The following is a 24,891-nucleotide window of genomic DNA, read 5'->3' on the forward strand; positions in this document are numbered from 1 at the left end:
CTCCTACCGTTCGGAGCAATTCGCGATGAACCTGAGGGCCCAAAATGGATAAAGCCGTCGTCACCTGCGCGCTCAACGGCGTCCTGACCAATCCCAAGCAGCACCATGTCCCGGTGACCCCGGAGGAAATGGCGCGGGAGGCCAAGGCCGCGTTCAACGCGGGCGCGTCGGTGATGCACATGCATCTGCGCCAGCAGGAACCCGACAAGGGGCATATGCCGTCGTGGGACGTGAACCTGTCGAAGGAAGTCCAGCAGGCGATCCGCGAGGCGTGCCCCGGCGTCATCATCAATCACACCACGGGCGTCAGCGGACCGAACTATCAGGGCGCGCTCGATTGTGTGCGCGAGACCAAGCCGGAAATGGCCGCCTGCAATGCCGGTTCGCTGAACTACCTGAAGGTCAAAGCCGATGGCTCCTGGGCCTGGCCGCCGCATGTGTTCGACAACGCGCCGGACAAGATCCAGAAATATCTCGACGTGATGAAGGTGGCGAAGTCGCTCCCGGAATTCGAATGTTTCGACGTCGGCATCGTGCGCAGCGTGGCGATGTACAAACAGAACGGGATGTATTCCGGGCCGCTCGAATACAATTTCGTCATGGGCGTCGCGTCGGGCATGCCCGCCGATCCCGATCTGCTGCCGATTTTGCTCAAGCTGAAACTGCCGGACGCCAACTGGAGCGTCACCGCGATTGGCCGCGAGGAGATCTGGCCGCTGCATCTGCGCTGCGCCGAGCTCGGCGGTCATCTGCGTACTGGCCTCGAAGATACGTTCTATCTCGGGGACGGCACCAAGGTGACCTCGAACGGACAGTTGATCGAAGGCATCGTCGCCTGCGCGCGCAAGGCCGGACGCGAGATTGCCTCGCCTGACGAAGCGCGGAAGATTCTCAAGCTGATGCACTAACGACAGCCGAAACGGACTGAGAGCCGTGGCTGAGGCAGGGAGGTAACGTCATGAGCGATCTGACTGCAACGGGCGGCGTGCCTGGTCCCGGACGTATCGGGCGCGTGGCTGTCGGCGATATCCTGCGTCGTGCCGCCTGCCGATTCCCGAACCGCATCGCGCTGACCGATGGCGCGCGGCAGGTCACGTTCACCGAGATCGAGCACGACGCCAATCGCTTCGCCAACTATCTGGTGGCGCGCGGGCTCAAGCCCGGCGAGAAGATCTCGACCATCTGCAACAACTCGGTCGAATTCGTCAAAGCGTTGTTCGGCATTCACCGCGCGGGGCTGGTCTGGGTGCCGATCAACACCATGCTCGGCCCGGCGGACATGGATTATATCCTCGACCATGCCGGGGTTCGTTTCGCCCTGATCGACGACAACCTTCACGCGCAGCCGGACCGGTGCGCCGCGTTGGAAAAGCGCGGCGTCGATCTGATCGCGATTGACCTCGCCGGCCACGCCCGGGAGCAGGGGCTCGAGAATTTCAACGACCTGATCAAGGGACAGTCCATTATCGAGCCCGAGATCGCGTTCGACGACCGCGATCTGGCGATGATCATCTACACGTCGGGTACGACGTCCCGGCCGAAAGGCGCGATGCACTGCCATCTTGCAGTGGTGATGGCGGCGATGAGCAACGTCATCGAAATGCATCTCGACCGCAACGACGGCATCACCGGCCAGTTTCCGCTATTCCATTGCGCCGCTCATGTCCTGCTGCTGACGTACCTCTCGGTCGGCGGCAAACTCGCCATCATGCGCGGCTTCGATCCGGTGGCCTGCATGGAGGCGATCCAGCGCGACAAGCTGACGGTGTTCATCGGATTGCCGGCGATGTATCAGGCGATCCTCGATCATCCGCGCCGCAAGGAATTCGATCTCACCAGCCTGCGCACCTGCGTCTACACCATGGCGCCGATGCCAAGGCCGTTGCTGGAGCGCTGCATTGCGGAGCTTTGCCCGACATTCGTTCAGCCGAGCGGGCAGACGGAAATGTATCCGGCGACGACGATGTCGCAGCCGGATCGCCAACTCGCGCGCTTCGGCAACTACTGGGGCGAGTCGATGATCGTCAACGAGACCGCGATCATGGACGACGAGGGAAATCTGCTGCCGCCCGGACAGATCGGTGAAATCGTGCACCGCGGGCCGAACGTCATGATGGGCTATTACAAGGACCCGGACGCCACCGCGGCGGCGCGCAAGTTCGGCTGGCATCACACCGGCGATCTGGCCCTGATCGATGAGCACGGCGAGGTGCTGTTCATCGACCGCAAGAAGGACATGATCAAGTCCGGTGGCGAGAACGTCGCCTCGGTCAAGATCGAGGAAACGCTGCTGGCGCATCCGGCAGTGCTGAACGCCGCAGTCGTCGGCCTGCCGCATCCGCAGTGGGGTGAGGCGGTGTCGGCCTTCGTCAAGCTGAAGCCCGGCGCACAGACCGGCGAGGCCGATATCATCGAGCATTGCCGCAAGTCGCTCGGCGGATTCCAGATCCCCAAGCTGGTGCGAATTCTCGACGAGATGCCGATGACCGCGACCGGCAAGCTGCGCAAGGTCGAACTGCGCCAGAAGTTCGTCGATCATTTCAACGCGACCACGGCGGCGTGAAAGCAAAACCATCCATGACGGTGATTGAGAACTCCATTTCCCACGCCAGCGAGACCTATCAGGCCAATCGCGCGGGCATGCTCGCGCAGATCGCACGGGTCAACGCCGTGGTGGGGCGCACCAGCGCGGCATCCGAACTGTCCAAGAAGAGATTCCACGAGCGCGGGCAGTTGCTGCCGCGCGAGCGCATCGCGCTGCTGCTCGATCCGGGCGCGCCGTTCCTCGAACTCTCCGCGCTGGCCGGATATTGTCTTGATACGCCGGACCCCGAGAAGAGCATTCCCGGCGGCGGGACCATCGCAGGCATCGGATTTGTGTCCGGCGTTCGCTGCATGGTAACCGCCAGCGATTCCGGCATCGAGGCCGGATCGCTGCAACCGATGGGGCTCGACAAGCGGCTTCGGTCGCAGGAGATCGCGCTGGAGAACAAGCTGCCGTCGGTGCAACTGGTGGAAAGCGCCGGCGCGAACCTGATGCGTTACCGCGTCGAGGATTTCATCCGCGGCGGCACCACGTTTCGCAATCTCGCATTGCTCTCCGCAGCCGGATTGCCGGTGATCACCGTGACCCACGGCTCGTCCACGGCGGGCGGCGCTTACCAGACCGGTCTCTCGGACTACATCGTGATGGTGCGCGGTCGCACGCGCGCGTTCCTTGCCGGGCCGCCGCTGCTCAAAGCCGCGACGGGTGAAATCGCGACGGAAGAAGAACTCGGCGGCGCGGAGATGCACACCAGCATTTCCGGGCTCGGCGATTATCTTGCCGAAGATGACCGCGAGGCGCTCGGTATCGCCCGGCAGATCATGGCCGATCTCAACTGGGATCGCGCGCAGCCGGAAAGCGGTGAGCCGGCTCGTGAGCCGTTGTACGATACGGAAGAATTGCTCGGCATCATGCCGATGGACCACAAGCGGCCCGTCGACATGAAGCAGATCATTGCGCGTATTCTCGACGGCTCAGAGTTCCTCGAGATTGGCGCGAATTACGGCCCCGCGACCGTCTGCGGTCACGGCCGCATCGGCGGCCAGGCCGTCGGCATCATCACCAACAACGGTCCGCTGGACCCGAACGGCGCTAACAAGGCGACGCACTTCATTCAGGCCTGCTGCCAGTCGCGCACGCCGATCCTGTATCTGAACAACACCACGGGCTACATGGTCGGCAAGGCTTACGAAGAAGCCGGCATGATCAAGCACGGTTCGAAAATGATTCAGGCCGTGACCAACGCCACCGTGCCGCAGATCACAATCTACTGCGGCGCGTCGTTCGGCGCGGGCAACTACGGCATGTGCGGGCGCGGCTTTCATCCGCGCTTCTGTTTCTCGTGGCCCAACGCCAAGACCGCCGTGATGGGCGGCGAACAGGCCGCCGGAACCATGGCGATTGTCGCCGAAGCCGCCGCCGCGCGGCGCGGCAAGCCGCTTGAGCCGGAGAAGCTGGAAGCGATGAAGTCGCAGATCATCGATGTGTTCGAAAAGCAGATGGATGTGTTTGCCACCAGCGGGCGGCTGCTCGATGACGGCGTGATCGATCCGCGCGACACCCGCGCGGTGCTGATCAATGTGCTGGCGATCTGCCGCGAGGCGGAACTGCGTAATCCGCAGAAGGTCCAGTTCTCGGTGGCACGGCCATGAACCCAACTATGAGCGCGGTGAAGCTGACGCCGTTCCGCAAAATCCTGATCGCCAATCGCGGCGAGATCGCGCTGCGCGTCATGCGCACCGCCAAGCGCCTCGGCTACGAAACCGTTGCGGTCTATTCGACCGCCGATGCGAATGCGCGTCACGTTCGCGAGGCGGATCAGGCGGTGTGGATCGGCGAGTCACAGCCGTCGCAATCCTATCTGCGGATCGACGGCATTATCGAAGCGGCAAAGGCAAGCGGCGCGGATGCCGTTCATCCCGGCTACGGTTTTCTCGCGGAGAACGCGGAATTCGCCAAAGCCTGTCGCGCGGCGGGGCTGGTGTTCATCGGCCCGTCGCCCGAGGCGATCCATGCCATGGGCAACAAGGCCGGCGCCAAGGACATCATGCAGAAGGCGGGTGTGCCCTGCGTGCCCGGCTATCAGGGCGAGGACCAGAGCGACGCCACGATGCTCACCGCCGCGAAGCGCATCGGCTTTCCGGTGATGATCAAGGCCGTGGCGGGTGGCGGCGGGCGCGGCATGCGGCTCGTGCCGGACGAGGCGGCGTTTCCGGATTCGCTGCGTGCGGCGCGCTCGGAGGCGCAGAATGCGTTCGGCGATCCGCACGTCATCCTCGAACGTGCCATCGTTCAGCCGCGCCACATCGAAATCCAGGTGTTCGGCGATCGTCACGGCAACGCAATCCATCTCGGCGAGCGCGATTGCTCGGTGCAGCGGCGTCATCAAAAATTGATCGAAGAAGCCCCGTCGCCTGCGGTGTCGCCGGAGTTGCGCGCGCGAATGGGCGCGACGGCCGTCGCGGCGGTGAAGGCGATCAGCTATGAGGGCGCGGGCACGCTGGAATTCCTGCTCGATGCTGCTGGAAATTACTACTTCATGGAAATGAACACACGGCTGCAGGTCGAGCATCCAGTGACGGAGGCAATCACCGGCCTCGATCTGGTCGAGCTTCAGTTGCGCGTTGCGGGCGGCGAGCCGCTGCCGCTAACACAGGACGAGGTGAAGTTCTCCGGTCACGCCATCGAGGTGCGGCTCTGCGCGGAAGACGCCGCACATGGCTTCATGCCGCAGTCGGGGCGGATGCTGCGCTGGCGCGCGCCGTCGGAATTGCGAGTCGAGGATGCGCTCGAATCCGGCGGCGAGATTCCGCCGTTCTACGATTCGATGATTGCCAAGATCATTAGCCATGGCGCGACGCGGGACGAGGCTCGGCGCAGGCTGACGGCGGGTCTGGCGCAGATGAGCGCATTGGGCGTCACCACCAACCAGTCATTCCTCGCGTGCAGCCTCGATCATCCGGCCTTCGCCGCAGGGCAGGCGACCACGGCGTTCATCGATGAACATTCATCCGATCTGCTTGGCGTGAAAACCAGCGAGGGTCTGCACACAGCCGTCGCAGCGCTTCTGGTTCACGTCTCGGCCATTGGACCGGTTCATGCGCAGCAGCATCTGGGTCTGGCGCATGGCTATCCGATTCCGATGCGGCTCAACCTCGATGGCCACATCGTCGAGCCGACGGTGCGGCGCGAGCGCGGCGATGTGTTCCGGGTCGGGCTTGCGGAGTCCGAACACGCCCTGACGCTCGGGGCGCGCAATGGCGATGTGCTTCATTTCACCAGCGACGGCGTTCTCGACTCAGCGACGTTCGTGCGCGAGGGGGCGGATCTCTATTTCAACTTCGCCGGGGCGACGTCGCATGTGCGCGATCTGTCCCATGCGGCCGTGATGAAAGCGGGCGATGCCGGGTCGGACGGCAAGCTGCGGGCATCGATGAACGGGCGCGTGGTGTCGGTGCTGGCCAAGGCCGGGGACACTGTCGCGGCCGGCGCGCCGATCATTGTGCTCGAAGCCATGAAAATGCAGCATGTTCATGCCGCCCCGGTGTCGGGTAAGCTTGCCACGCTGAACGCTGCGGAAGGCGATCAGGTCACGACCGGATTCGTGATTGCGGAGATCGAGGCAACGCAAGACGCTGCCTAAGGAGTCATTCATGTCTGACGCACCAGTTTTGCACGAGAAGCGCGGCCACGCGTATTGGATCACGATCAATCGCCCCGACAAGCGCAACGCCCTGAACGCCTCGGTCATCGCCGGGATCGTCGATGGTTACCGCCGCGCCCATGAGGACAACGATGTGCGCGTGATCGTGCTGACCGGCGCGGGGACCAAGGCGTTCTGCGCCGGAGCGGACCTGCAGCCGGGGGCGGGCTTTGCATTCGACCTGTCGCAGCCCAATCTCGCCTATGCCGACATGCTGCGCATGGCGCAGAACGCGACCAAACCGACCATCGCGCGCGTCAACGGTGTCTGCATGGCGGGCGGGATCGGGCTGCTGTGCATGACCGACATGGCGGTGGCGGCGGATGATGTGGTGTTCGGCCTGCCCGAAGTGAAGGTCGGCGTATTCCCGATGCAGGTGCTGAGCCTGCTGCAGGCGATCGCGCCGCCGCGTCTGGTGCGCGAATGGTGTTTCACTGGTGAGCCGTTCACGGCATCGGAGGCGAAGGACGCGGGACTGCTTAATCATGTGGTGCCCGCCGCCGATCTCGATGCCAAGGTCGAATGGCTGGTGGGACGTCTGATTGACAAGTCGCCGACCGCGATTCGCCGCGGGAAGTATGCCATGCGCGCGCTGGCCTCGATGTCGTTCGATCAGGGCATTGCTTATACGGAGTCGCAGATCGCCGTGCTGGCCATGACGCAGGATGCGAAGGAGGGCCTCGCGGCCTTCGCGGAAAAGCGCAAGCCGGTGTGGACCGGGAAATAGCCGATGCCCAAGGTCTGGATCGAAGCCGCGCTGAACGGGCCATGGACCCGCGCGAAACAGCCAGGCATTCCCGTCGCGGTCGAGGAGATCGTCGCGGACGGTATCGCCTGCGCCGAGGCGGGCGCGGCGATTATCCATGCCCACGCCTATGACGTGACGACCGGACATCAGAAAGACGACTGGGAAATCTACGCGCGCATCATCGAGGGAATCCGCGCCAAGGCGGATGTCATCGTTTATCCGACGATTCCGAGCCCTGCATTGGGGCAGGCCGACACAGTCAAGCGCTTCGGGCATACGGCGGAGCTTGCCAAACGTGACTGATCGAATGGGCGGTGATCGATCCCGGATCGGTTCACTTCACGCGCTTCGATGATCTGGCCCACGGCGGGATTTACCAGAATCCGCACGCTGACATTCTTGAGGGCATGCGGATCGCGCGTGCACACAATGTCCATCCGAGCTACGCGATCTATGAGCCGGGCTTCACGCGGCTCGGCGCCGCGCTTACGGCCATCGCGCCGCCGTCACCCACGCCGGTCTATCGCTTCATGTTTTCGGAAGAGTTCGCCTGGGGCTTCCCACCACGCGAGACCTATCTCGACGCGCATCTGGCGTTGCTGGCGGAAGCGGCCCCCGGTGCGCCGTGGATGATCGCAGGCCTCGGTGTCGACATCACGCCATTGATTCCGCACACGGTGGCGCGCGGCGGTCACGTCCGCGTTGGGCTTGAAGACATCAACTGGGGAAGTACGCAGACCAACGAAGCGCTGGTGAAGGACGCGGTGCGGCGCGTTCGGAAAACCGGCGGCGAACCGGCCACGACGGCTGAAGTCAGAAATGCTCTGCGCGTGATGGATGCGGCGCGGGGACGATCATAGCGTGGGATGAGTTAAGGCCGATGCGATAGAGTCGTCATCCTGAGGTGCGAGCCTTTGCGAGCCTCGAAGGATGACGGGTTCACAATGCCGTCGCCCTTCGAGGCCTCCGCTTCGCTTCGGCACCTCAGGGTGACGGCGTGGAACGACGCTCCTAGCGCCCCTTGAACACCGGCTTACGCTTTTCCATGAAGGCGGCGCGGCCTTCCTTGTAGTCTTCGCTCTTGAAACACGCATTGACCAGCTCTTCGCAGCGCTTCATGTTGCGCATGAGCTCGTCCTTGCAGGCCTCGCCGACGATGAACTTGATTGAGTCCACCGTCAGCGGTGCATTGGCGGCAATCGTGGCGGCGTAGTTCTTCACAAAGAACTCGAGTTCGTGGTTTTCGACGATGCGGTTCACGAGGCCCATCTCGACAGCTTCCATCGCCTCGAACAGTCGCGCGGTGAAGAAAATCTCCTTGGTGAAGGACGGACCGACCACGTCCATCAGCCGCTTCACTCCGGGATAGCCGTAGCCGAGGCCGAGCTTGGCGGCGGGCACCGCGAAGCGTGCATCCTCCGAACAGATGCGCAGGTCGCAGCAGCTCGCCAGCCCCATGCCGCCGCCGACGCAGAACCCGCGGATCATCGCGATGGTCGGCTTCGGAAACTCGTGCACGCTGGCATAGGCGGCCTCGACCGCCTCGTTGTATTTCTTCACGCCAGCCTCGGTGGCGCGCTCGTCGCCGAATTTCGAAATGTCCGCGCCCGCGACGAAAGCCTTGTCGCCCGCGCCGGCCAGGACCACCACGCGGATGCTGTCGTCCTTGGCGTATTCGGTCATCAGCTGGGTGCAGGCTTCCCACATCTCCAGCGACATCGCGTTGCGGCGCTCGGGATTGTTGAAAATCACATAGCCGACGTTGCCGTCCTTGCGGGAGATCACCTTGTCGGTCGAAGCCATAGCCATGTTCCTTAAAATTCAGACGACCTTGCTCTCTTGAAGCGAGGTAATCTCCTGTTCACTGAAACCGAATTCCGTCAGCACCTCAAAGGTCTGCTCGCCGACAAGGGGCGGGCGCGCGGCCATGCGGCTCGGGGTGCGCGACAGCGTCACCGGCTGGGCGACGAGGTGCTTGCCTGCGTCCGGCAACCGCTGCGCGATGCCGAGGTGCCTGACCTGCTCGTCATCGAACACCTGATCGATGGAGTAGATGGGCCCGCACGGCACGCCAGCCTCGTTGAGGATAGTAACCCATTCGCCGGTGCTGCGCTTCGCCATATACGTGCCGATGGCGGCGTTCAGCGCGTCGCGGTTCTTCGAGCGCAGCGCGATCGTCGCATAGTCGGGATGCGTCAGCAGATCCGGTGCTTCAATGGCCTGCGCAAAACGCTCCCAGATCCGCCCGCCGGTGGTGGCGATATTGATGAAGCTGTCGCTGGTCTTGAACACGCCGGTCGGAATGCTGGTCGGGTGATTGTTGCCGGCCTGCTGCGGCACGTCGCCGTCCACCAGCCAGCGCGCGGCCTGGAAGTCGAGCATGAAGATCTGCGCCTGCAGCAGCGAGGTCTGCACCCACTGGCCTTCGCCGGAAACATCGCGCTCCAGCAGCGCCGTCATGATGCCGAGCGCGCAGAACAATCCCGCCGTCAGGTCAGCAACCGGAATTCCGGCGCGCACCGGACCTTGTCCCGGCAATCCGGTGATCGACATCAGGCCGCCCATGCCCTGCGCGATCTGGTCGAAGCCGGGGCGCTTGGAATAAGGGCCGTCCTGTCCGAACCCGGAAATGCTGGCATAAACGAGGCGCGGATTGATCGCACGCATGCTGGCGTAGTCGATGCCGAGCTTGTCCTTCACGTCGGGACGGAAGTTCTCGACGATCACGTCGGCCTTCGCGGCGAGACGCTTGAACACCTCAAGCCCTTTCGGGTCTTTCAGGTTCAGCGTCATCGCGCGCTTGTTGCGGTGAAGATTCTGGAAGTCGGGGCCGTGACGCGGACCGCCGGGCTGCTCGCTGTCGGCGAGATCGGTCGGCGCTTCGATCTTGATGACGTTCGCGCCCCAGTCCGACAATTGGCGCACGGCGGTCGGCCCGGAGCGAATCCGGGTCAGATCCAGCACCGTGAAGCGCGAAAGGGCGGACGAGGCGCGGGGAAACGTCATCGATTTCTCCGGCGAGATTACCCGGCGTTGCCGACGAGACCGGCAGCGGCGATGCCCGCGAGTGCGGCGGTTTCGTCGTTGTCGGAGGTGTCGCCGCTGATGCCGATGGCGCCGAGCAGGTTGCCGTCCTTGTCATTGATGAGGACGCCGCCCGGCACCGGCACCAGCGCGCCGCGCGCCATGGTGTTGATGGCGTCGACAAAATACGGCTGTTCGTTGGCGCGCTTGAAGATCGCGCGCGATCCCATGCCCAGCGCCAGCGCGCCGTAGGCCTTGCCGTGGGCGACTTCGCCGCGCAGCAGGCTGGTGTTGTCTTCCGCAATGAAAGTCTTGAGCGTGCCGCGTGCGTCGAGGATCGCGATGGCCATCGGCTTCAGCTTCAGTTCGCGGCACTTGGCGAGGGCGGCGTCGGAAATCTTGCGGGCAACATCAAGGGTCAGGTCAGTCATCAAATACGTCCTTTGTGGGGTAGTTTATGAAAGTGCAGGGGCTTTCGCCGCGCCGTTGTCCAGACTTATGGCAAGGACGCGGGCGACGTGCAATGCGCCACGACCCGAACCGTCCTTGATTTGATGGCGGCAGGACGTGCCGTCGGCCACGATCAGCGCATCATCGGCCGCCTTGCGTACAGCGGGCAGCAGGGATGCTTCAGCCATGTCCATGGAAACGTCGTAGGTCTCGGCTCCGTAGCCGAATGCGCCGGCCATGCCGCAGCAGCTGGATTCGATCTTTTCGACCTTCAGGCCGGGCACCAGCCGCAAAATCTTCTCGACCGGCGCGAAGGCCCCGAACGACTTCTGGTGGCAGTGGCCGTGCACCAGCGCGTTCTTCTCAATGGCGCCGAGCGGCAGTTTTAGCTGCCCGGTCTCGGCTTCGCGCACCAGAAATTCCTCGAACAGCAGGGCGTGGGCGCTGACTTGCTTGGCGGTGTCGTCAGAACGCAACGACAGCAGTTCGTCGCGAAGAGTCAGAAGACAGCTCGGTTCAAGCCCGACGATCGGCACGCCGCGCTCCGCAAACGGAAACAGCGTTTCGACCACACGCTTGAGTTCAGCCTTCGCGTTCTCAACCAGTCCCGCCGACAGGAACGTGCGGCCGCAACACAGCGCCCGGCCGCCATCCTTGGCGTGGGGCAGGTGGACGCGATAGCCGCCGTCAACGAGAACGCGCAGCGCTGCATCGAGATTTTCGCGCTCGTAGGCGCGGTTGAAGGTGTCGGCGAACAGCACGACCTCGCGGCCGCCTTCCGGTCCATAGGCTTCGCCCGCCGGCGCAAACACATCGCGCCGGAATTCTGGCAGCGCGCGGGCGGCGCTGATGCCCGCAATTTCCTCGAACAGCCAGCGCAAAATTTGGCTTCTGTTGCGCAGGTTGGCGAGCCACGCAAACCGTGACGCCAGCGCCGCGTAATGCGGCAGGTAACCCACCAGCCGGTCGCGTAGCGTCAGACCGTGTTTCGCGACGCGCGCCGCCAGTACCTCGATTTTCATTTTCGCCATATCGACGCCGGTCGGGCATTCGTGGCGGCAGGCCTTGCAGGAAACGCAAAGCTTCATTGTCTCCATCATCGCATCGGACGACAGCGCGTCGGGACCAAGCTGTCCGGAGATCGCCAGCCGCAGCGTATTGGCGCGGCCGCGTGTGACGTCCTTCTCGTTGCGCGTGGCGCGATACGACGGACACATCACGCCGCCCTCGAGCTTGCGGCACGCGCCGTTGTTGTTGCACATCTCGACCGCGCCCTGGAAACCGCCGGCGGCGCCGGGATATGCCGACCAATCCATCACCGTCTTGATGTTCTCGACTTTGTAACCGGGCGCGTAGCGAAACAGCGAGCGGTCATCCATCTTCGGCGGATGCACGATCTTGCCGGGATTGAGCGTGTTGTCCGGATCGAAGCGCTCCTTCACTTCTTCGAAGGCGTGAACGATCTGCGGGCCAAACATCTGGGCGTGGAATTCCGAGCGCACGATGCCGTCGCCGTGTTCGCCCGAATGCGAGCCTTTGTACTCGCGCACCATCGCGAAGGCTTCCTCGGCGATGGCACGCATCGCCTTGACGTCCTTGTCGAGCTTCAGGTTCAGGACGGGGCGCACATGCAGGCAGCCTTCGGAAGCATGCGCGTACATTGTGCCGCGTGTGCCGTGTTTCTCGAACACCTTGTTCAGGCGTTCGGTGTAGTCGGCGAGGTGCGGCAGCGGCACCGCGCAGTCCTCGACGAAGGAGACAGGTTTTCCCTCCTGCTTCATCGACATCATGATGTTGAGGCCGGAGGTGCGGAAATCCGTGATCGCCGCCTGCATCGCAGGCTCGACCACATCGACCACGCCGCCCCATTTGCGTCTCTGCTGACCCCAGCCGAAACCGAGATCGCCCATCAACTCGCCGAGCTGCTTCAACTTGGCGAGATTGGCGGCCTGATCCGCTTCGGCAAACTCCACGATAAGCAGCGCTTCCGGCTCGCCCTTCACCACGGCTTCGATGGTCGGCCGGAACATTGCGATGTCGCGGCCGAGCGCGACCATGGTGCTGTCGACCAGTTCGACCGCAATCGGTTTCAGCTTCACCAGATGCTGGGTGGCGTCCATTGCTTCGTAGAAGCTGCCGAAATGGCAGACGCCGAACACCTTCGAGCCGATCAGCGGCCACAGCTTCAGCTCGATGCGCGTGGTGAAAGCGAGCGTGCCTTCGGAGCCGACCAGCAGGTGCGCCATGTTGTTGATCGGCTGCGGTGTCAGCGCATCGAGATTGTAACCGCCGACCCGGCGCTGCACGTGCGGAAACCGTGTCGCGATCTCGGAGGCCTCGCGCTCGCCAATCGCCAGCAGGTCGCGAAACAGATCGCGGCCCGGCATTTCGGTGTTCTGCCACGCCATGTCGCGCGGCACTTCACCGAAATGCAGGAGCGTGCCGTCGGCCAGCGCGGCGTCCATCGAAATGGTGTTGTCGCGCATGGTGCCATAGCGCAGCGAGCGCCCGCCGCAGGAATTGTTGCCGGCCATGCCGCCGATGGTGGCGCGCGACGCGGTCGAGACGTCGACCGGAAACCACAGCCCGTGTTTCTTCAGTTGCCGGTTGAGATCGTCGAGCACGATGCCTGGCTCGACCACGCAGGTGCGCTTCTCGACATCGAGTGAGATGATCTTGTTCAGATACTTCGATGTATCGACCACAATCCCGCTGTTGACGGTCTGGCCGCATTGCGAGGTGCCGCCGCCGCGCGGCGTGACGATGCGGCCGTCGTCGCGTGCAATCGCCATCGCACGCAGGGCATCATCCATCGTGCGGGGCACGACCACGCCGAACGGCTTGATCTGGTAGAACGAGGCATCGGTGGCGTAGCGCCCGAGATCGAACGGATTGAACAGCACGTCGCCGGAAATCTCGCGCGAGAGCCGCGCGGCGAGGGCGCTGTCCTGCGCGGTGGCATTTCCGGTTGCGGCTTTCTGCTGAGCCATCATTTGGTTCTCGGGCCCAACTGTCAGGTGTTGCCTGCGTTTCTTCGACCTCTCCCCGGTGGGGAGAGGTCGGCGCGAAGCGCCGGGTGAAGGGGACTGATGTTCAACTCAAGCATTCATTGCCCCTCACCCCAGCCCTCTCCCCAACGGGGAGAGGGGGCTGTATCGCCTCAGGTGGTACTGTCGCGCAACGCCGAAACATCGGCCGCCGGGCGTCCGCTCGGCTGATGTTCGCGCATATACTCGCACACAGCCTCGCATTTGCCGCGCATATGGTCGAACATCAGCTTGCTGAGTTCTTCGCCGTTGCGGCGGCGCAGGGCGTCCACCATCGCTTCATGCTCGCGCATGGCGTCGCTCAGCCGGTCGCGCCGCAACAGGTTGGCCGAATAGCGCAGCCGCCGCACCATGGCGTTCGCGGCCGCATAGCTCGAACTCAGGAACGGGTTTTGCGCGGCGTCCACGATGGACTGGTGAATCTTCTGGTTCAGCCGGAAATAATCGGTCAGTTCCTGGCGGATATAGTGGCTGTACATCTCCAGATGCATCCGTTCGATCCGGGCGATGTCCTCGTCGGAAATGCGTTCGCAGGCGACGCGGCCCGCCAGCGCATCGAGCCCGGCAATTAGCTCGAACAGATGCCGGATGTCCTGTTCGGAAAACTGGCGCACCCGCGCGCCGCGGTTTGGCAGCAGCTCGATCAGGCCTTCCGACGCCAGCACCTTCAGCGCCTCGCGCAGCGGCGTGCGCGACACGTCGAAGCGTTCGCACAGTTCGCGCTCGGGAATGCGGCTGCCCGGCTCAAGGTGTCCCTCGACAATGAAGTCACGGATCTGCCCGAGCAGGTCGTCGTGCAGGGAAGCCGGGGAGGTCTCGACAACCTCAAGGGACTTGGCGCGCAAAAGATTATTCAAAATCCGAAGCCTCCGGAGGGGTGTAACGCTGAAAATCGATCAGCAGGACACGCTTTGCGGCGATAAACCGATTGGTATCGGATTTTTTGGTTGTGAAAAAGGAAAATCTGAATACAATTCAGCCAAAGAAATTCTTGCGATGCACAATTATTTGCATGCAAAAGCGTTAACAGGATCTTAGGGAGCGCCGATCGATGTCCAACGCCTCTGTCCACACCGGACGGCATTTCCTCCAGATTCCCGGACCGACCAATGTGCCCGACCGCGTGTTGCGGGCGATGGACATGCCGACCATCGATCATCGCGGGCCGGAATTCGCGCAGCTTGGGCTCGATGTGATCGAGGGCTCCAAGAAAGTCTTCAAAACCAGAAACCCGGTCATCATCTATCCCTCGTCCGGCACCGGCGCCTGGGAAGCCGCCATCGTCAACACGCTGTCGCCCGGCGACAAGGTGCTGATGGTCGAGACCGGCCACTTCGCGACGCTGTGGCGCGCGCTGGCCGACAGGTTGAAGATCGACGTCGAGTTCGTACCGGGCGACTGGCGCCACGGCGTCAACCCGGACGATATCGAACAGCGCCTCGGCAAGGACAAGCAGCACGCCATCAAGGCGGTGATGGTCGTCCATAACGAAACCTCGACCGGGGTGACCAGCCGGATTCACGAGGTCCGCAAGGCGATCGACCGCGCAAAACATCCGGCGCTGCTGATGGTCGATTCGATTTCGGGCCTTGGCTCGATCGAATACGATCACGACGGCTGGGGCGTGGACGTTACCGTGTCCTGCTCGCAGAAGGGGCTGATGCTGCCGCCGGGCCTCGGCTTCAATGCCGTTTCCGAAAAGGCGCTCGCGGCGTCGAAGGCCAACAGTTCGCTGCGGTCCTACTGGGACTGGCACGAGATCATCGCTGCCAACAAAAGCGGCTCGTGGTCCTACACGCCTGCAACGAACCTTCTCTACGGTCTGAAGGAAGCCGTCGCGATGTTGCTGGAAGAGGGGCTGGACAATGTGTTCGCCCGCCACAAGCGCTATTCCGCGGCGACGCGCGCGGCGGTGGAGACGTGGGGCCTCGAAAATCTCTGCCTCGACCCGCGCGAATATTCGCCAATTCTGACCGCGGTGGTGATGCCCGAAGGGCACGACGCCGATCAGTTCCGCAAGGTGACGCTCGACAATTTCGACATGTCGCTGGGCTCGGGCCTGAGCAAGGTGAAGGGCAAGGTGTTCCGCATCGGCCATCTCGGCCATTTCAACGATCTGATGCTGATGGGCACGCTGGCCGGTGTCGAAATGGCGCTCGATCTCGCGAAAGTGCCGCATCGCAAGGGCGGTGTGATGGCGGCGATGGATGTGCTGACCGGGCGCGAGGCGAAGTCCTCGCATGCAAAAACGGCGGTGGCGTAACGCCGCGCTGGCGGCGTCAATGATGAACTCGAAATCCGCAGCATAGCGGAAACACAAACAAGGTCCGGCGCAGCCGGGCTTCATAAAACACACAGGGAGAAACCGGATGAAGACTCTGATCAAGGCGACAAGTGTGCTTGCGCTGCTGGCGGCGACACCGGCAATGGCATGGGAGCCGGCCAAGCCGGTCGAGATCGTTGTCGCGGCCGGCGCCGGCGGCGCATCCGACCAGATGGCGCGCATGATGCAGGCCGCGATCCAGAAGAACAACCTGATGAAGCAGCCCGTCATCGTGTCGCTGAAGGGCGGTGCGTCCGGTGCGGAAGCGCTGATGTACATGAAGGGCAGCGACGGCGATCCCAACAAGGTGCTGATCGCCTATTCGCTGATCTACATGCTGCCGCTGTCGGCGAAGATTCCGTTCAACTGGCGCGATCTGACGCCGGTTTCGGTGATCGCGATGGACCAGTTCGTGCTGTGGGACAATGCCTCCGGTCCCAAGACCGTGAAGGATTTCATCGCTGCCGCGAAAGCCTCCAGTTCGCCGTTCAAGATGGGCGGCACCGGCTCGAAGCGCGAGGATCACGTTCTTACGGTCTTCATGGAAAAGAAGACCGGCGCGAAGTTCTCCTACCTGCCTTACAAGTCGGGCGGCGAGGCGGCGACCCAGCTCGTCGGTAACCACACCGAGTCCAACGTCAACAATCCGTCGGAGAATCTTGAAGTGTGGCGCGCCGGTCAGGTGCGTGCGCTGTGCGTGTTCGACAAGGAGCGCATCGCCTACAAGACCAAGGTCACCGAGACGCAGTCCTGGAACGACATTCCGACCTGCAAGGAAGAAGGCCTCGACATGCAGTACTTGATGCTGCGCGCGATGTTCCTTCCCGGCAAGGTCACGCCCGAGCAGACCGCATTCTATGACGATCTGTTCAAGAAGGTGACACAGACCACGGAATACAAGGAATACATGGAGAAGCAGGCCTTGAAGCCGGTCTATCTCAACGGCAAGGACATGCTCAAATTCCTTGAAGAGGACGATGCCCTGAACAAGGCGCTGATGACCGAAGCAGGCTTCGTCGCAAAATAACCTCGGCAACCGAGGTCTGGCGCCGTCGTCCAAGCGGCGGCGCCAATTTTTTATTTCCCTCACAACAGCGCCGGCGGACTCCGACATGGCCCAAGACATCGAAATCGTCGTCGAAGACCCGACCGCGCCGGACGAGAATTCGCCCGCGATCACCAACAATCGCACGGTCGAGATGGTGGTCATGACGTTGCTACTCGGGCTCGCAGTGGTGCTGGGCTTCGACAATTGGCGCACCGGCGCTTCATGGGATGCCACAGGCCCGGAGGCTGGCTATTTTCCGTTTTATCTCTCCGTGATCCTCGGCGGCGCGGCGCTCTACGGACTCGTTAGCGTCGTCATCAAGCGCACCCAAGGATTGGAAACCTTCGTCACTCGTTCGCAGCTGCGCCGTGTGCTGCAGGTGTTCGTGCCGACGCTGATGTTCTGTCTCGCGATGCAATGGCTCGGCCTTTATGTGGCGAGCTTCCTGCTGATCTCGGGCTTCATGGCGATTATCGGCAAGATCGCATGGTGGAAGTCGCTGCTCACCGCATTTATCTTCGTCGCGATCATGTTCGGGACGTTCGATGTCGCCTTCGACGTCATCATGCCGAAGGGTCCGCTCGAAGCGGCCATCGGACGCTAAGACAGAACCGGGGATACGATCATGGAAGCACTCGGTCTGTTGTTTCACGGCTTCGCGGTTCTCTTCACCTGGAAGATTCTTGCGCTGATGATGGTCGGGCTGGTGCTCGGCATCTTTGTCGGTGTGCTGCCGGGGCTCGGCGGACCCAATGGCGTCGCGATCCTGTTGCCGCTCACGTTCTCGATGGATCCGACATCGGCCATCGTGATGCTGTCGTGCATCTATTGGGGCGCGCTGTTCGGTGGCGCGATCACCTCGATCCTGTTCAACATTCCCGGCGAAGCATGGTCGGTGGCGACCACCTTCGACGGCTATCCGATGGCGCAGCAGGGCAAGGCTGCGGAAGCGCTGACCGCGGCGTTCACCTCGTCGTTCATCGGCTCGCTGGTCGCGGTGATGCTGATCACATTCCTGGCGCCGAGCATTGCTGGCTTTGCACTCAAGTTCGGGCCGCCAGAATTCTTCGCGGTCTATCTTCTGACGTTCTGCTCGTTCGTCGGCCTCGGCCGCGAAGCCAAGCACAAGACCGTCATCTCCATGGCGCTGGGCCTGTTGCTTGCGGGCGTCGGCCTCGACACCGTGTCGGGCCAGTTGCGCATGACCTTCGGCTCGAACGACCTGCTGCGCGGCGTCAACTTCCTTGTCGCGGTGATCGGCCTCTTCGGCATCAGCGAAATCCTGCTGACCATGGAAGAGCGCCTTGCGCTGCGCGGTCATGCAGCACGTATCAGCCTGCGGACAGTCTGGAGCGTCTGGAAGGATCTGCCGAAGTACTGGGCGACACTGGTCCGCTCGTCCGTCATCGGATGCTGGCTCGGCATCACGCCGGGCGGCGCCATTGCAGCCTCGTTCATGGGCTACAATCTCGCCAAGCGCTTTTCCAAGGACAAGGAATCCTTCGGCAAGGGCCGCATCGAAGGCGTGTTCGCGCCGGAAACAGCCGCCCACGCATCGGGCACGGCGGCGCTGCTGCCGATGCTGGCACTCGGCATTCCTGGCTCCGGCACCGCGGCGATCCTGCTCGGCGGCCTGATGGTGTGGGGACTCAATCCCGGCCCGCTGCTGTTCGTGGAGCACAAGGATTTCGTCTGGGGCCTGATCGCGTCGATGTATCTCGGCAACGTCGTCGGCCTCGTGCTGGTGTTGACGACCGTGCCGATCTTCGCCTCGATCCTGCGCGTGCCGTTCGCCGCCATCGCGCCGATGATCGTGGTGTCGTGCGCGATTGGCGCTTACGCCATCCAGAACGCGATGTTCGACATCTGGCTGATGCTGCTGTTCGGCGTGGTCGGCTACGTGTTCAAGAAGATCGGCATTCCGCTGGCGCCGTTCACGCTGGCGCTGGTGCTCGGCAGCCGCGCCGAGGATGCGTTCCGCCTTGCCATGATCGGATCGGGCGGGGACGTGAAGGTGTTTTGGTCGAACGGTCTCGTCGGCTCGATCACGACGCTGGCGTTCGTGCTATTGTTCTGGCCGCTGATCGACAAGGCGTTCGAAGGCATCGGACGCCTGCGGCGGCGGCCAGCGAGCGCGTAGCGACTATTTGGGGGCGTCGCCATCCTTCGAGGCTCGCAAGAGCTCGCGCCTCAGGATGACGGAATCCGCATCCACCAATATTTATCCACGCAAGGAACGTCATCCTGAGGTGCGAGCCGCCTTTTGCGGCGAGCCTCGAAGGATGAAGGAAGAGAGCATTAAACCTGCTTCGGCTGCCCGCCACGTCGGCTTGCGAAATTCTGGACTGTCTCCCAATCAGATCGTATGAGTGCCTGCTTCTTCGCGCGGCCCCCAACCTTTGATCTGTCTTTCGGCTGCGATCGCATCGGTGATCCGATCGAAATATTGAGACCAAGCCAGTTCAACCGGTCGTCTCGAATGAGTGTAACCGGGAAAATATCTCTGATTGTGCTGATTGACCCTGATGGCGAGATCGCCTCCGTCGCGCAACCGACGTAAAACGACTTGTCCGCGCACAAGAGAATGTAGACGTGCGCCCCCATCGCTCGCCATCCTTCGAGGCTCGCAAGAGCTCGCACCTCAGGATGACGAGCTTGTTTTCCGTGTTACGCCTGCGCCGCGCTGATCACCTTGCACGCGCCTTCGGCGGCTTCAGTGTCGATGAAGGGGAATTTCGTTTTCTTGAACAGCTTCGTGGTCTTCGGCTTGACCTTCAGCGCCAGCTTCTGCTCGGTTTCGATCTTCCGGCCGCCGGTCTTCGACATGTAATCGCATTTCACGCGGATGTCCTTGACCGCGAAATCATTGTCGTTGGTGACGGTGATGTCCGCGGTTCCGATGTTGTTGGAGCCGGGCTTGCGCCACTTCTCGATCGAGATCTTGACCTTGTCGCCGGGCTCGGCGGCGGTGGCTGCGCCGGTCGCGCCGAGAAAGATCGCGGCGATGGCGGAAACGATGATCGTTGTCTTCATGGTCGTAATCCTGACTGTTCCAATGCGGCCTCGACCGCCGGAGCGGCGGCCATAAATCCAAAGCGGCCTTAAAATCCAAAAAAGAACGTGCAGCCATTGAGCGCGAGCGTTTCACCGTTACTATAACGGCCGCGACATCGATGCGGCAACGGCTGTTGAACAGGAATTGCAATGAACGATATCTGGCGACTCTCGGCAGCCGATCTTGCGGCGCACATCCGCTCACGCACGCTCTCGGCGAGGGAGGCCGCGCAGGCCGCCCTCGATCGATTGAATGCCGTCAATCCCGCGATCAATGCCGTGGTCGATCATCGGCCCGAAGACACGCTGGCACAGGCCGACGCAGTTGATGCCGCGCTTGCGAAGGGCGAAAATCCCGGCGCGCTCGCAGGTGTGCCGATCACGATCAAGGTCAACATCGACCAAGCCGGATTCGCTACCACGAACGGCGTGAAGTTGCAGCGTGACCTGGTGGCGCAGACCAACAGTCCGGTGGTGGACAATCTGCGCAAGGCAGGCGCAGTGATTGTCGGGCGCACAAACGCACCGGCATTCTCGTACCGCTGGTTCACGACCAACTTGCTGCATGGCGACACAAAGAATCCACGCGATCCCTCGATCACGCCGGGCGGATCGTCGGGCGGCGCGGCGTCCGCCGTCACGGCAGGTATCGGCCATATCGCGCACGGCACCGACATCGCGGGCTCGATCCGCTATCCGGCCTATGCCTGCGGGGTTCACGGCCTTCGTCCTTCGCTCGGCCGCATTCCCGCATTCAATGCCGCGCTCCCGGAACGGCCCATCGGCCCCCAGATCACGGCGGTCTCCGGCCCGATTGCGCGCACCGTAGGGGATGTGCGGCTGGCGCTCCATGCCATGGCGCAGCGCGATGTGCGCGACCCTTGGTGGGTGCCCGCACCGCTCGAAGGGCCGGCGCGGCGCAAGCACGCCGCGATATGCCTGCGCCCCGGCGGCCTTGAGACGGTCAAGGAAGTCACCGACGCGGTCGTGGACGCCGGCAAGCGGCTGGAGCGGGCAGGCTGGAGCGTCGAGGAAGTCACCGAGATTCCGCCGTTCGAAGAAGCGGCAGAGTTGCAGGTCAAGCTGTGGCTCGCGGACGGCTACGACGCGATGCTCGATGCCGCCGAGCGCGAAGGCGATCCGGGCGCGCTTGCGGTGCTGCGCGGTCACGAGAAGATGGCGCGCTCGATCGACCTCGCTGCATTCTCCAAAGCGCTGACGCGGCGCGCGACGCTGGTCCGCGCCTGGGGGACATTCTTCGAGACCTATGCCGTCATCGTGATGCCGCCGTGCGGCGAACTGCCGTTTCCATGGCAACTCGATTTGAAGGACGACACGTCGTTCCGGCGGGTGTGGCGGGCGCAGATGCCGCAGATCGCGCTGCCGTTCATCGGCATGCCGGGACTGACGGTTTCGACCGGGCTGGTCGGCCGCATTCCTGTCGGCGTTCAGATCGTCGCCGGACGCTACAGGGAAGATCTCTGCTTGCTGGCGGGCGAGGCAATCGAGGCGGGCGGCGTGCCCGTAAGCCCGATCGATCCGGTGCTGGCCTGAAGGCGGCGCTTGGCGCTGAATACACTCTCGGTATCCGCGAGAAGTTGCTGTGTGCGCCTGACCACGCTTCGTCCGGCCTTGAGATCGCGGTTGGCGACGTGAAGCAGGCGATGCCCCTCGACGACGAGTTCACGGGCATGCTTCAACTGCTCGTCAAACGAGACAACCGCTGCCTCTGGCTTGGCCGTCGTCATGATCCGGCTCCGTGTCCGCGCTAGTCCGACAGTCCAACGCTGATGTTAGCCAATCGTTCAGCGTGAGTCCCGCTGAACGGCCAAACTTTCCACCAAAACCTGATCCGCAACGTAATGCTTTGGCGGTATGGGGGAATCCGGCGTTGAACCTGACGCCGGCCGTGGCCGTCCAACCGGAAAGGCGGCAAACGCCGCCGCTTGCGAGGGCGGGCGTGCCGGTTATTCTCTCTGCACGCGGGGCGGGGTGGACATGAGCCAGACAAAGACGGCGGACCGGGGTGAACCGGCGGAAGCGTCTGCGCCGATGCCGGCGAGCAACCGCAAGGTCGGCGTCTATCTTGCGCTGCTGCAACTGTTCTTCACGCTGGGCTGGACGATCTATGTGGTCTACCTGCCGCAGCTCGCGGCCAAGGTCGGGCTTCCTCCCGGCGCCGTCATCGTCATTCTTCTGGTCGATCAGGCGATCTTCACCATCACCGATACGCTGATGGGTATCGCGGCGGATCGCATGACGCCGATCGTCGGGCGGCTCAGCCGCGTCGTGATCTGGCTGACGGTGGTTTCCTGCGCGGCGTTCATCGCGCTGCCGTTCGTCGCCGACCTCGGCCCGGACGCGAAGATCGCACTGATCGCGCTGACGATGACATGGGTCGTCACATCGTCGGCGTTGCGCGCGCCGCCGCTCGCCTTGCTCGGAAAGTTCGCAGCAAAACCGTCGATTCCGATGCTGTCGTGTCTCGTGATGCTCGGTTACGGCATCGCCGGCGCGGTCTCACCGTATCTCGGCGTCGTGCTGCGCAACCACGATCCGCGAATTCCCTTCGTGGTCTCGACCGTGGTGCTGCTGCTCACCGCGCTGATGATGTCGTGGATCGAGCGCCAGTTGCGCGAAGGCAAGTTGAGCGTGCCGGAGCGCAAGCCGCTGGCGGTGCCGAAATCATGGGGCGCGCTGGCGCTGGTCTTCATCGTCGCGGTGCTTGTTCTCGCACTCGGCTATCAGCTGCACTTCAGCGTCAACAGCGCGCAGTTGTTCTTGCGGTTCGCCAAGCAGCCCGATCTGCAATGGCTGATGCCGGTGTACTGGATCGGCTTCAACATCGCGATGTTCCCAGCGAGCTTCGTCACGCGGCGGCTCGGCGGATTGCTGGTGATCGGCTGCGCGGGATTGCTCGGCGCAGGCGCGGTGTTCGGGATGGAGAATGCCACCGGGCTGAACACCATGATCGCGATGCAGTTCCTGGCCGGCGCGGCGTGGGGTTGCATCCTGATGAGCGCGGTCGCGGCTGCCATCGCGGTCAGCGGCGGCGCGGAAGGCAAGGTGCTCGGCCTGATGTTCTCCGCGCTGGCGCTGGCGACATTCGCGCGGATTGCCGCCGTGGCAGGCGGCCTGACGAAAGACCCCGCCTATCAGGCCTTGCTGCAATGGACGCCGATTCTGTGCTGGGCGCTGGCCGGCGCGGCCTTGCTGACGATTGCGGTGACGCGGCTGCGCAAATGGCGGGAGAGTGCCAATCCCGCCGATGCACCTGTCTAGATAACGTGTGCATTTATTCCCGCAGTCCGGCTCCTTTTTCTCGTGGACGCTCTCCAACCTTTGACTTGGCAAAGGACAGGGGACGTCGCAGAACGAATGTCATGCGAGTTCGCGTAATCCTTCAGGCGCTTTGCGTGATGCTTCCGATGGCTCTTGCAGCGACGGCGGGCCACGCGGCTGCGATGGAGCGCGGCGTTGCGATCACCGATCCCGCAATTCTGCAACGCCTCGACAATGCGGGACTGAGCCTCGGCAAGCTGCTCGGTGCAGACGCCAACCGCTCCGGCGCGGAGCTATTCGCGTTGCCGTCGATGGGGCCATTGCAAGCCGCGACCGATCGCGATTTCAACAGCTATGTCCTCGAACACAGGGACGATCTCGACAGGCTTCATCTGTTCGACCGCGACGCGCTCAATGCGCCGGGAACGCGGTTCAGCCTGACCGGCATCGTCAACCGGATGGACCGCGCCTACGTCTCACCCGCCGAATGCGGCGAGATCCGCCTGATCTACCGGCCCATCGCCAACAGCGACTCCCCGAACAAGGAGGCTCCGCCGTCGCGCCTGCCGATGACGCTCAATCTCGTCGTGAAGGCCATGCCTGCAAGCACGAGCGATGCGACATGCGCCGAGCTGGCCCGGCGGTGGCTCGCTCTGGCCGATCAGCCCCCGACGACAGAGCGCGCGGCGATGCTCACCGCCAGCGGCGGTGCGCTCGAATGGGTGACGCGCGAGGCCATCGACCGCATCGAGATCGATGTGCAGATCGCCCGCGCATCGGCGGACGTCAACGACTTCGAGGGCAGGGCGGATTACCTGATGAAGGTGTTTCGCTACGACGGAAAGAACTTCGAAGAGTCGCCGCTGGAAAACCAGATCGACACCGCGCGAATTCAGGCCGATGCCCGGCTGGCAGCGGACTTCAGGCAATGGCTGCTCGATCCGGTGCGGATTGCGGATCTCGATCGCGGGACGATCGTGCTGCCGGACCGGTTTCTTGCATCGAGCGCCATCAATGTGACGCCTGCACATGATGACCTGAACAGCAAAGCACGCGCTCTGTTCACCGACGACGACATCGCTGCCGCGTTGGCGAAGGCATCCGCCAATGCGCCGCTGGAAAACCTGCAATCTCCGGCGGGCTTTATGCACAGGCTGAATGACATGACATGCAGCGGATGCCATCAGACCCGCGCAATCGGCGGCTTTCATCTTCCGGGAATGGAACGGCCGGGATGGGCGGCAGGTGCTGTGGTGGTCGCAGCATCGCCGCACTTCTTCGGCGATCAGGAGCGCCGCCGCGACATCCTGATCGCGTTCCGCGACGGCCGCGCGCCGGATTTTACGCGGGGATTTTCCGCGCGTCCCCAGGCGCATCGCGCCAACGAACTGACCGGTACGACCTATGTGAACGGATGGGGCGCGGTGTGTGACGCGGGTGCTGCGCCCGACAAGAGCTTCACGTCATGGACCTGCGCGGAGGGGCTGATGTGTCAGGCATCCGGCGCGAAGGATTCCCGCGCCGGTTTCTGTTTTCCGAAGAGCAATTAACGCAACGCAGGGATTCCATGCCCGTTCGTCCCCGCGAAAGCGGGGACCCAGATCTTTGAGGCCTTTGATTTCTGGATTCACGCTTTCGCGGGAATGAGCGGAATTTTTTCCGATGAC

The 24,891-nt window shown here is 63.1% G+C and carries 22 protein-coding genes; 14 read left to right on the forward strand and 8 right to left on the reverse strand.

The features are described from left to right. Positions 1–44: 44 nt before the first annotated feature. Genes HNQ36_RS20055 through HNQ36_RS26500 form a run of 7 tightly spaced genes read left to right on the forward strand, consistent with a single transcriptional unit; the run spans position 45 to position 7,856 of the window. The gene (locus HNQ36_RS20055) at positions 45–908 is read left to right on the forward strand and encodes a beta-keto acid cleavage family enzyme (protein ID WP_184087980.1); all 864 of its coding nucleotides are present in this window, start codon (positions 45–47) and stop codon (positions 906–908) included. A 50-nt stretch (positions 909–958) separates the two neighbouring features. Further along, positions 959–2,563: an AMP-binding protein gene (locus HNQ36_RS20060; RefSeq protein WP_184087982.1), complete on the forward strand. Its 1,605-nt coding sequence runs from the start codon at positions 959–961 to the stop codon at positions 2,561–2,563. Positions 2,564–2,577: 14 nt separating this feature from the next. Then, positions 2,578–4,197: an acyl-CoA carboxylase subunit beta gene (locus HNQ36_RS20065; RefSeq protein WP_184087984.1), complete on the forward strand. Its 1,620-nt coding sequence runs from the start codon at positions 2,578–2,580 to the stop codon at positions 4,195–4,197. Then, the gene (locus HNQ36_RS20070; RefSeq protein WP_184087986.1) at positions 4,194–6,188 is read left to right on the forward strand and encodes an acetyl/propionyl/methylcrotonyl-CoA carboxylase subunit alpha; all 1,995 of its coding nucleotides are present in this window, start codon (positions 4,194–4,196) and stop codon (positions 6,186–6,188) included. The genes HNQ36_RS20065 and HNQ36_RS20070 overlap by 4 nt, the downstream gene beginning before the upstream one ends. Before the next feature lie 10 nt (positions 6,189–6,198). Further along, positions 6,199–6,975, forward strand: a complete 777-nt coding sequence (locus HNQ36_RS20075; RefSeq protein WP_184087988.1) for an enoyl-CoA hydratase/isomerase family protein — start codon at positions 6,199–6,201, stop codon at positions 6,973–6,975. A 3-nt stretch (positions 6,976–6,978) separates the two neighbouring features. Further along, complete coding sequence (locus HNQ36_RS26495; protein WP_283814048.1) at positions 6,979–7,299, forward strand: 3-keto-5-aminohexanoate cleavage protein; 321 nt, start codon at positions 6,979–6,981, stop codon at positions 7,297–7,299. An 11-nt stretch (positions 7,300–7,310) separates the two neighbouring features. After that, the gene (locus tag HNQ36_RS26500; protein ID WP_347339991.1) at positions 7,311–7,856 is read left to right on the forward strand and encodes a 3-keto-5-aminohexanoate cleavage protein; all 546 of its coding nucleotides are present in this window, start codon (positions 7,311–7,313) and stop codon (positions 7,854–7,856) included. A 151-nt stretch (positions 7,857–8,007) separates the two neighbouring features. On the opposite strand, the gene HNQ36_RS20085 is transcribed toward HNQ36_RS26500, so the two are convergent. The 5 genes from HNQ36_RS20085 to HNQ36_RS20105 all read right to left on the reverse strand — a co-directional run bounded on the left by HNQ36_RS20085 (position 8,008) and on the right by HNQ36_RS20105 (position 14,374). Further along, a complete protein-coding gene (locus HNQ36_RS20085) occupies positions 8,008–8,799 on the reverse strand; it encodes an enoyl-CoA hydratase (protein WP_184087990.1) in 792 nt (263 codons plus the stop codon). Between the two features lie 18 nt (positions 8,800–8,817). Beyond that, positions 8,818–10,002 carry a CaiB/BaiF CoA transferase family protein gene (locus tag HNQ36_RS20090; RefSeq protein ID WP_184087992.1) on the reverse strand — a complete coding sequence of 395 codons (1,185 nt, stop codon included), beginning with the start codon at positions 10,000–10,002 and terminating at the stop codon, positions 8,818–8,820. Between the two features lie 17 nt (positions 10,003–10,019). After that, complete coding sequence (locus HNQ36_RS20095; RefSeq protein ID WP_184087994.1) at positions 10,020–10,451, reverse strand: GlcG/HbpS family heme-binding protein; 432 nt, start codon at positions 10,449–10,451, stop codon at positions 10,020–10,022. Positions 10,452–10,475: 24 nt separating this feature from the next. Then, complete coding sequence (locus HNQ36_RS20100; RefSeq protein WP_184087995.1) at positions 10,476–13,460, reverse strand: FAD-binding and (Fe-S)-binding domain-containing protein; 2,985 nt, start codon at positions 13,458–13,460, stop codon at positions 10,476–10,478. Positions 13,461–13,630: 170 nt separating this feature from the next. Continuing rightward, entirely contained in the window at positions 13,631–14,374 is a 744-nt protein-coding gene (locus HNQ36_RS20105) for a GntR family transcriptional regulator (RefSeq protein ID WP_184087997.1), read from the reverse strand. Positions 14,375–14,568: 194 nt separating this feature from the next. Between HNQ36_RS20105 and HNQ36_RS20110 the strand changes: the two genes are divergently transcribed. The 4 genes from HNQ36_RS20110 (at position 14,569) to HNQ36_RS20125 (ending at position 19,028) form a co-directional block, all read left to right on the forward strand. Then, a complete protein-coding gene (locus tag HNQ36_RS20110) occupies positions 14,569–15,780 on the forward strand; it encodes a pyridoxal-phosphate-dependent aminotransferase family protein (protein WP_184087999.1) in 1,212 nt (403 codons plus the stop codon). A 106-nt stretch (positions 15,781–15,886) separates the two neighbouring features. Continuing rightward, on the forward strand, positions 15,887–16,867 hold the full coding sequence (locus HNQ36_RS20115) for a Bug family tripartite tricarboxylate transporter substrate binding protein (RefSeq protein WP_184088001.1): 981 nt from the start codon (positions 15,887–15,889) through the stop codon (positions 16,865–16,867). An 85-nt stretch (positions 16,868–16,952) separates the two neighbouring features. Further along, a complete protein-coding gene (locus tag HNQ36_RS20120) occupies positions 16,953–17,492 on the forward strand; it encodes a tripartite tricarboxylate transporter TctB family protein (RefSeq protein ID WP_184088003.1) in 540 nt (179 codons plus the stop codon). Between the two features lie 21 nt (positions 17,493–17,513). Then, the gene (locus HNQ36_RS20125; protein WP_184088005.1) at positions 17,514–19,028 is read left to right on the forward strand and encodes a tripartite tricarboxylate transporter permease; all 1,515 of its coding nucleotides are present in this window, start codon (positions 17,514–17,516) and stop codon (positions 19,026–19,028) included. Between the two features lie 216 nt (positions 19,029–19,244). Here HNQ36_RS20125 and HNQ36_RS26265 read toward each other — a convergent pair whose 3' ends face one another. Further along, positions 19,245–19,502, reverse strand: a complete 258-nt coding sequence (locus tag HNQ36_RS26265) for a GIY-YIG nuclease family protein (RefSeq protein ID WP_430641387.1) — start codon at positions 19,500–19,502, stop codon at positions 19,245–19,247. Between the two features lie 53 nt (positions 19,503–19,555). Continuing rightward, positions 19,556–19,921, reverse strand: coding sequence for a hypothetical protein (locus HNQ36_RS20130; RefSeq protein ID WP_184088007.1), 366 nt, complete (start codon positions 19,919–19,921; stop codon positions 19,556–19,558). A 171-nt stretch (positions 19,922–20,092) separates the two neighbouring features. Between HNQ36_RS20130 and HNQ36_RS20135 the strand changes: the two genes are divergently transcribed. Beyond that, on the forward strand, positions 20,093–21,496 hold the full coding sequence (locus HNQ36_RS20135) for an amidase family protein (protein ID WP_184088009.1): 1,404 nt from the start codon (positions 20,093–20,095) through the stop codon (positions 21,494–21,496). On the opposite strand, the gene HNQ36_RS20140 is transcribed toward HNQ36_RS20135, so the two are convergent. Next, complete coding sequence (locus HNQ36_RS20140) at positions 21,409–21,690, reverse strand: hypothetical protein (RefSeq protein ID WP_184088011.1); 282 nt, start codon at positions 21,688–21,690, stop codon at positions 21,409–21,411. The genes HNQ36_RS20135 and HNQ36_RS20140 overlap by 88 nt on opposite strands. A 250-nt stretch (positions 21,691–21,940) precedes the next feature. On the opposite strand from HNQ36_RS20140, the gene HNQ36_RS20145 reads away from it, so the two are divergent. Then, positions 21,941–23,224 carry an MFS transporter gene (locus tag HNQ36_RS20145; RefSeq protein ID WP_246395465.1) on the forward strand — a complete coding sequence of 428 codons (1,284 nt, stop codon included), beginning with the start codon at positions 21,941–21,943 and terminating at the stop codon, positions 23,222–23,224. Between the two features lie 101 nt (positions 23,225–23,325). Continuing rightward, entirely contained in the window at positions 23,326–24,774 is a 1,449-nt protein-coding gene (locus HNQ36_RS20150; protein ID WP_246395466.1) for a hypothetical protein, read from the forward strand. Positions 24,775–24,891 lie beyond the last annotated feature (117 nt).

This window comes from Afipia massiliensis (assembly GCF_014203115.1).
Lineage (GTDB): Bacteria > Pseudomonadota > Alphaproteobacteria > Rhizobiales > Xanthobacteraceae > Afipia > Afipia massiliensis.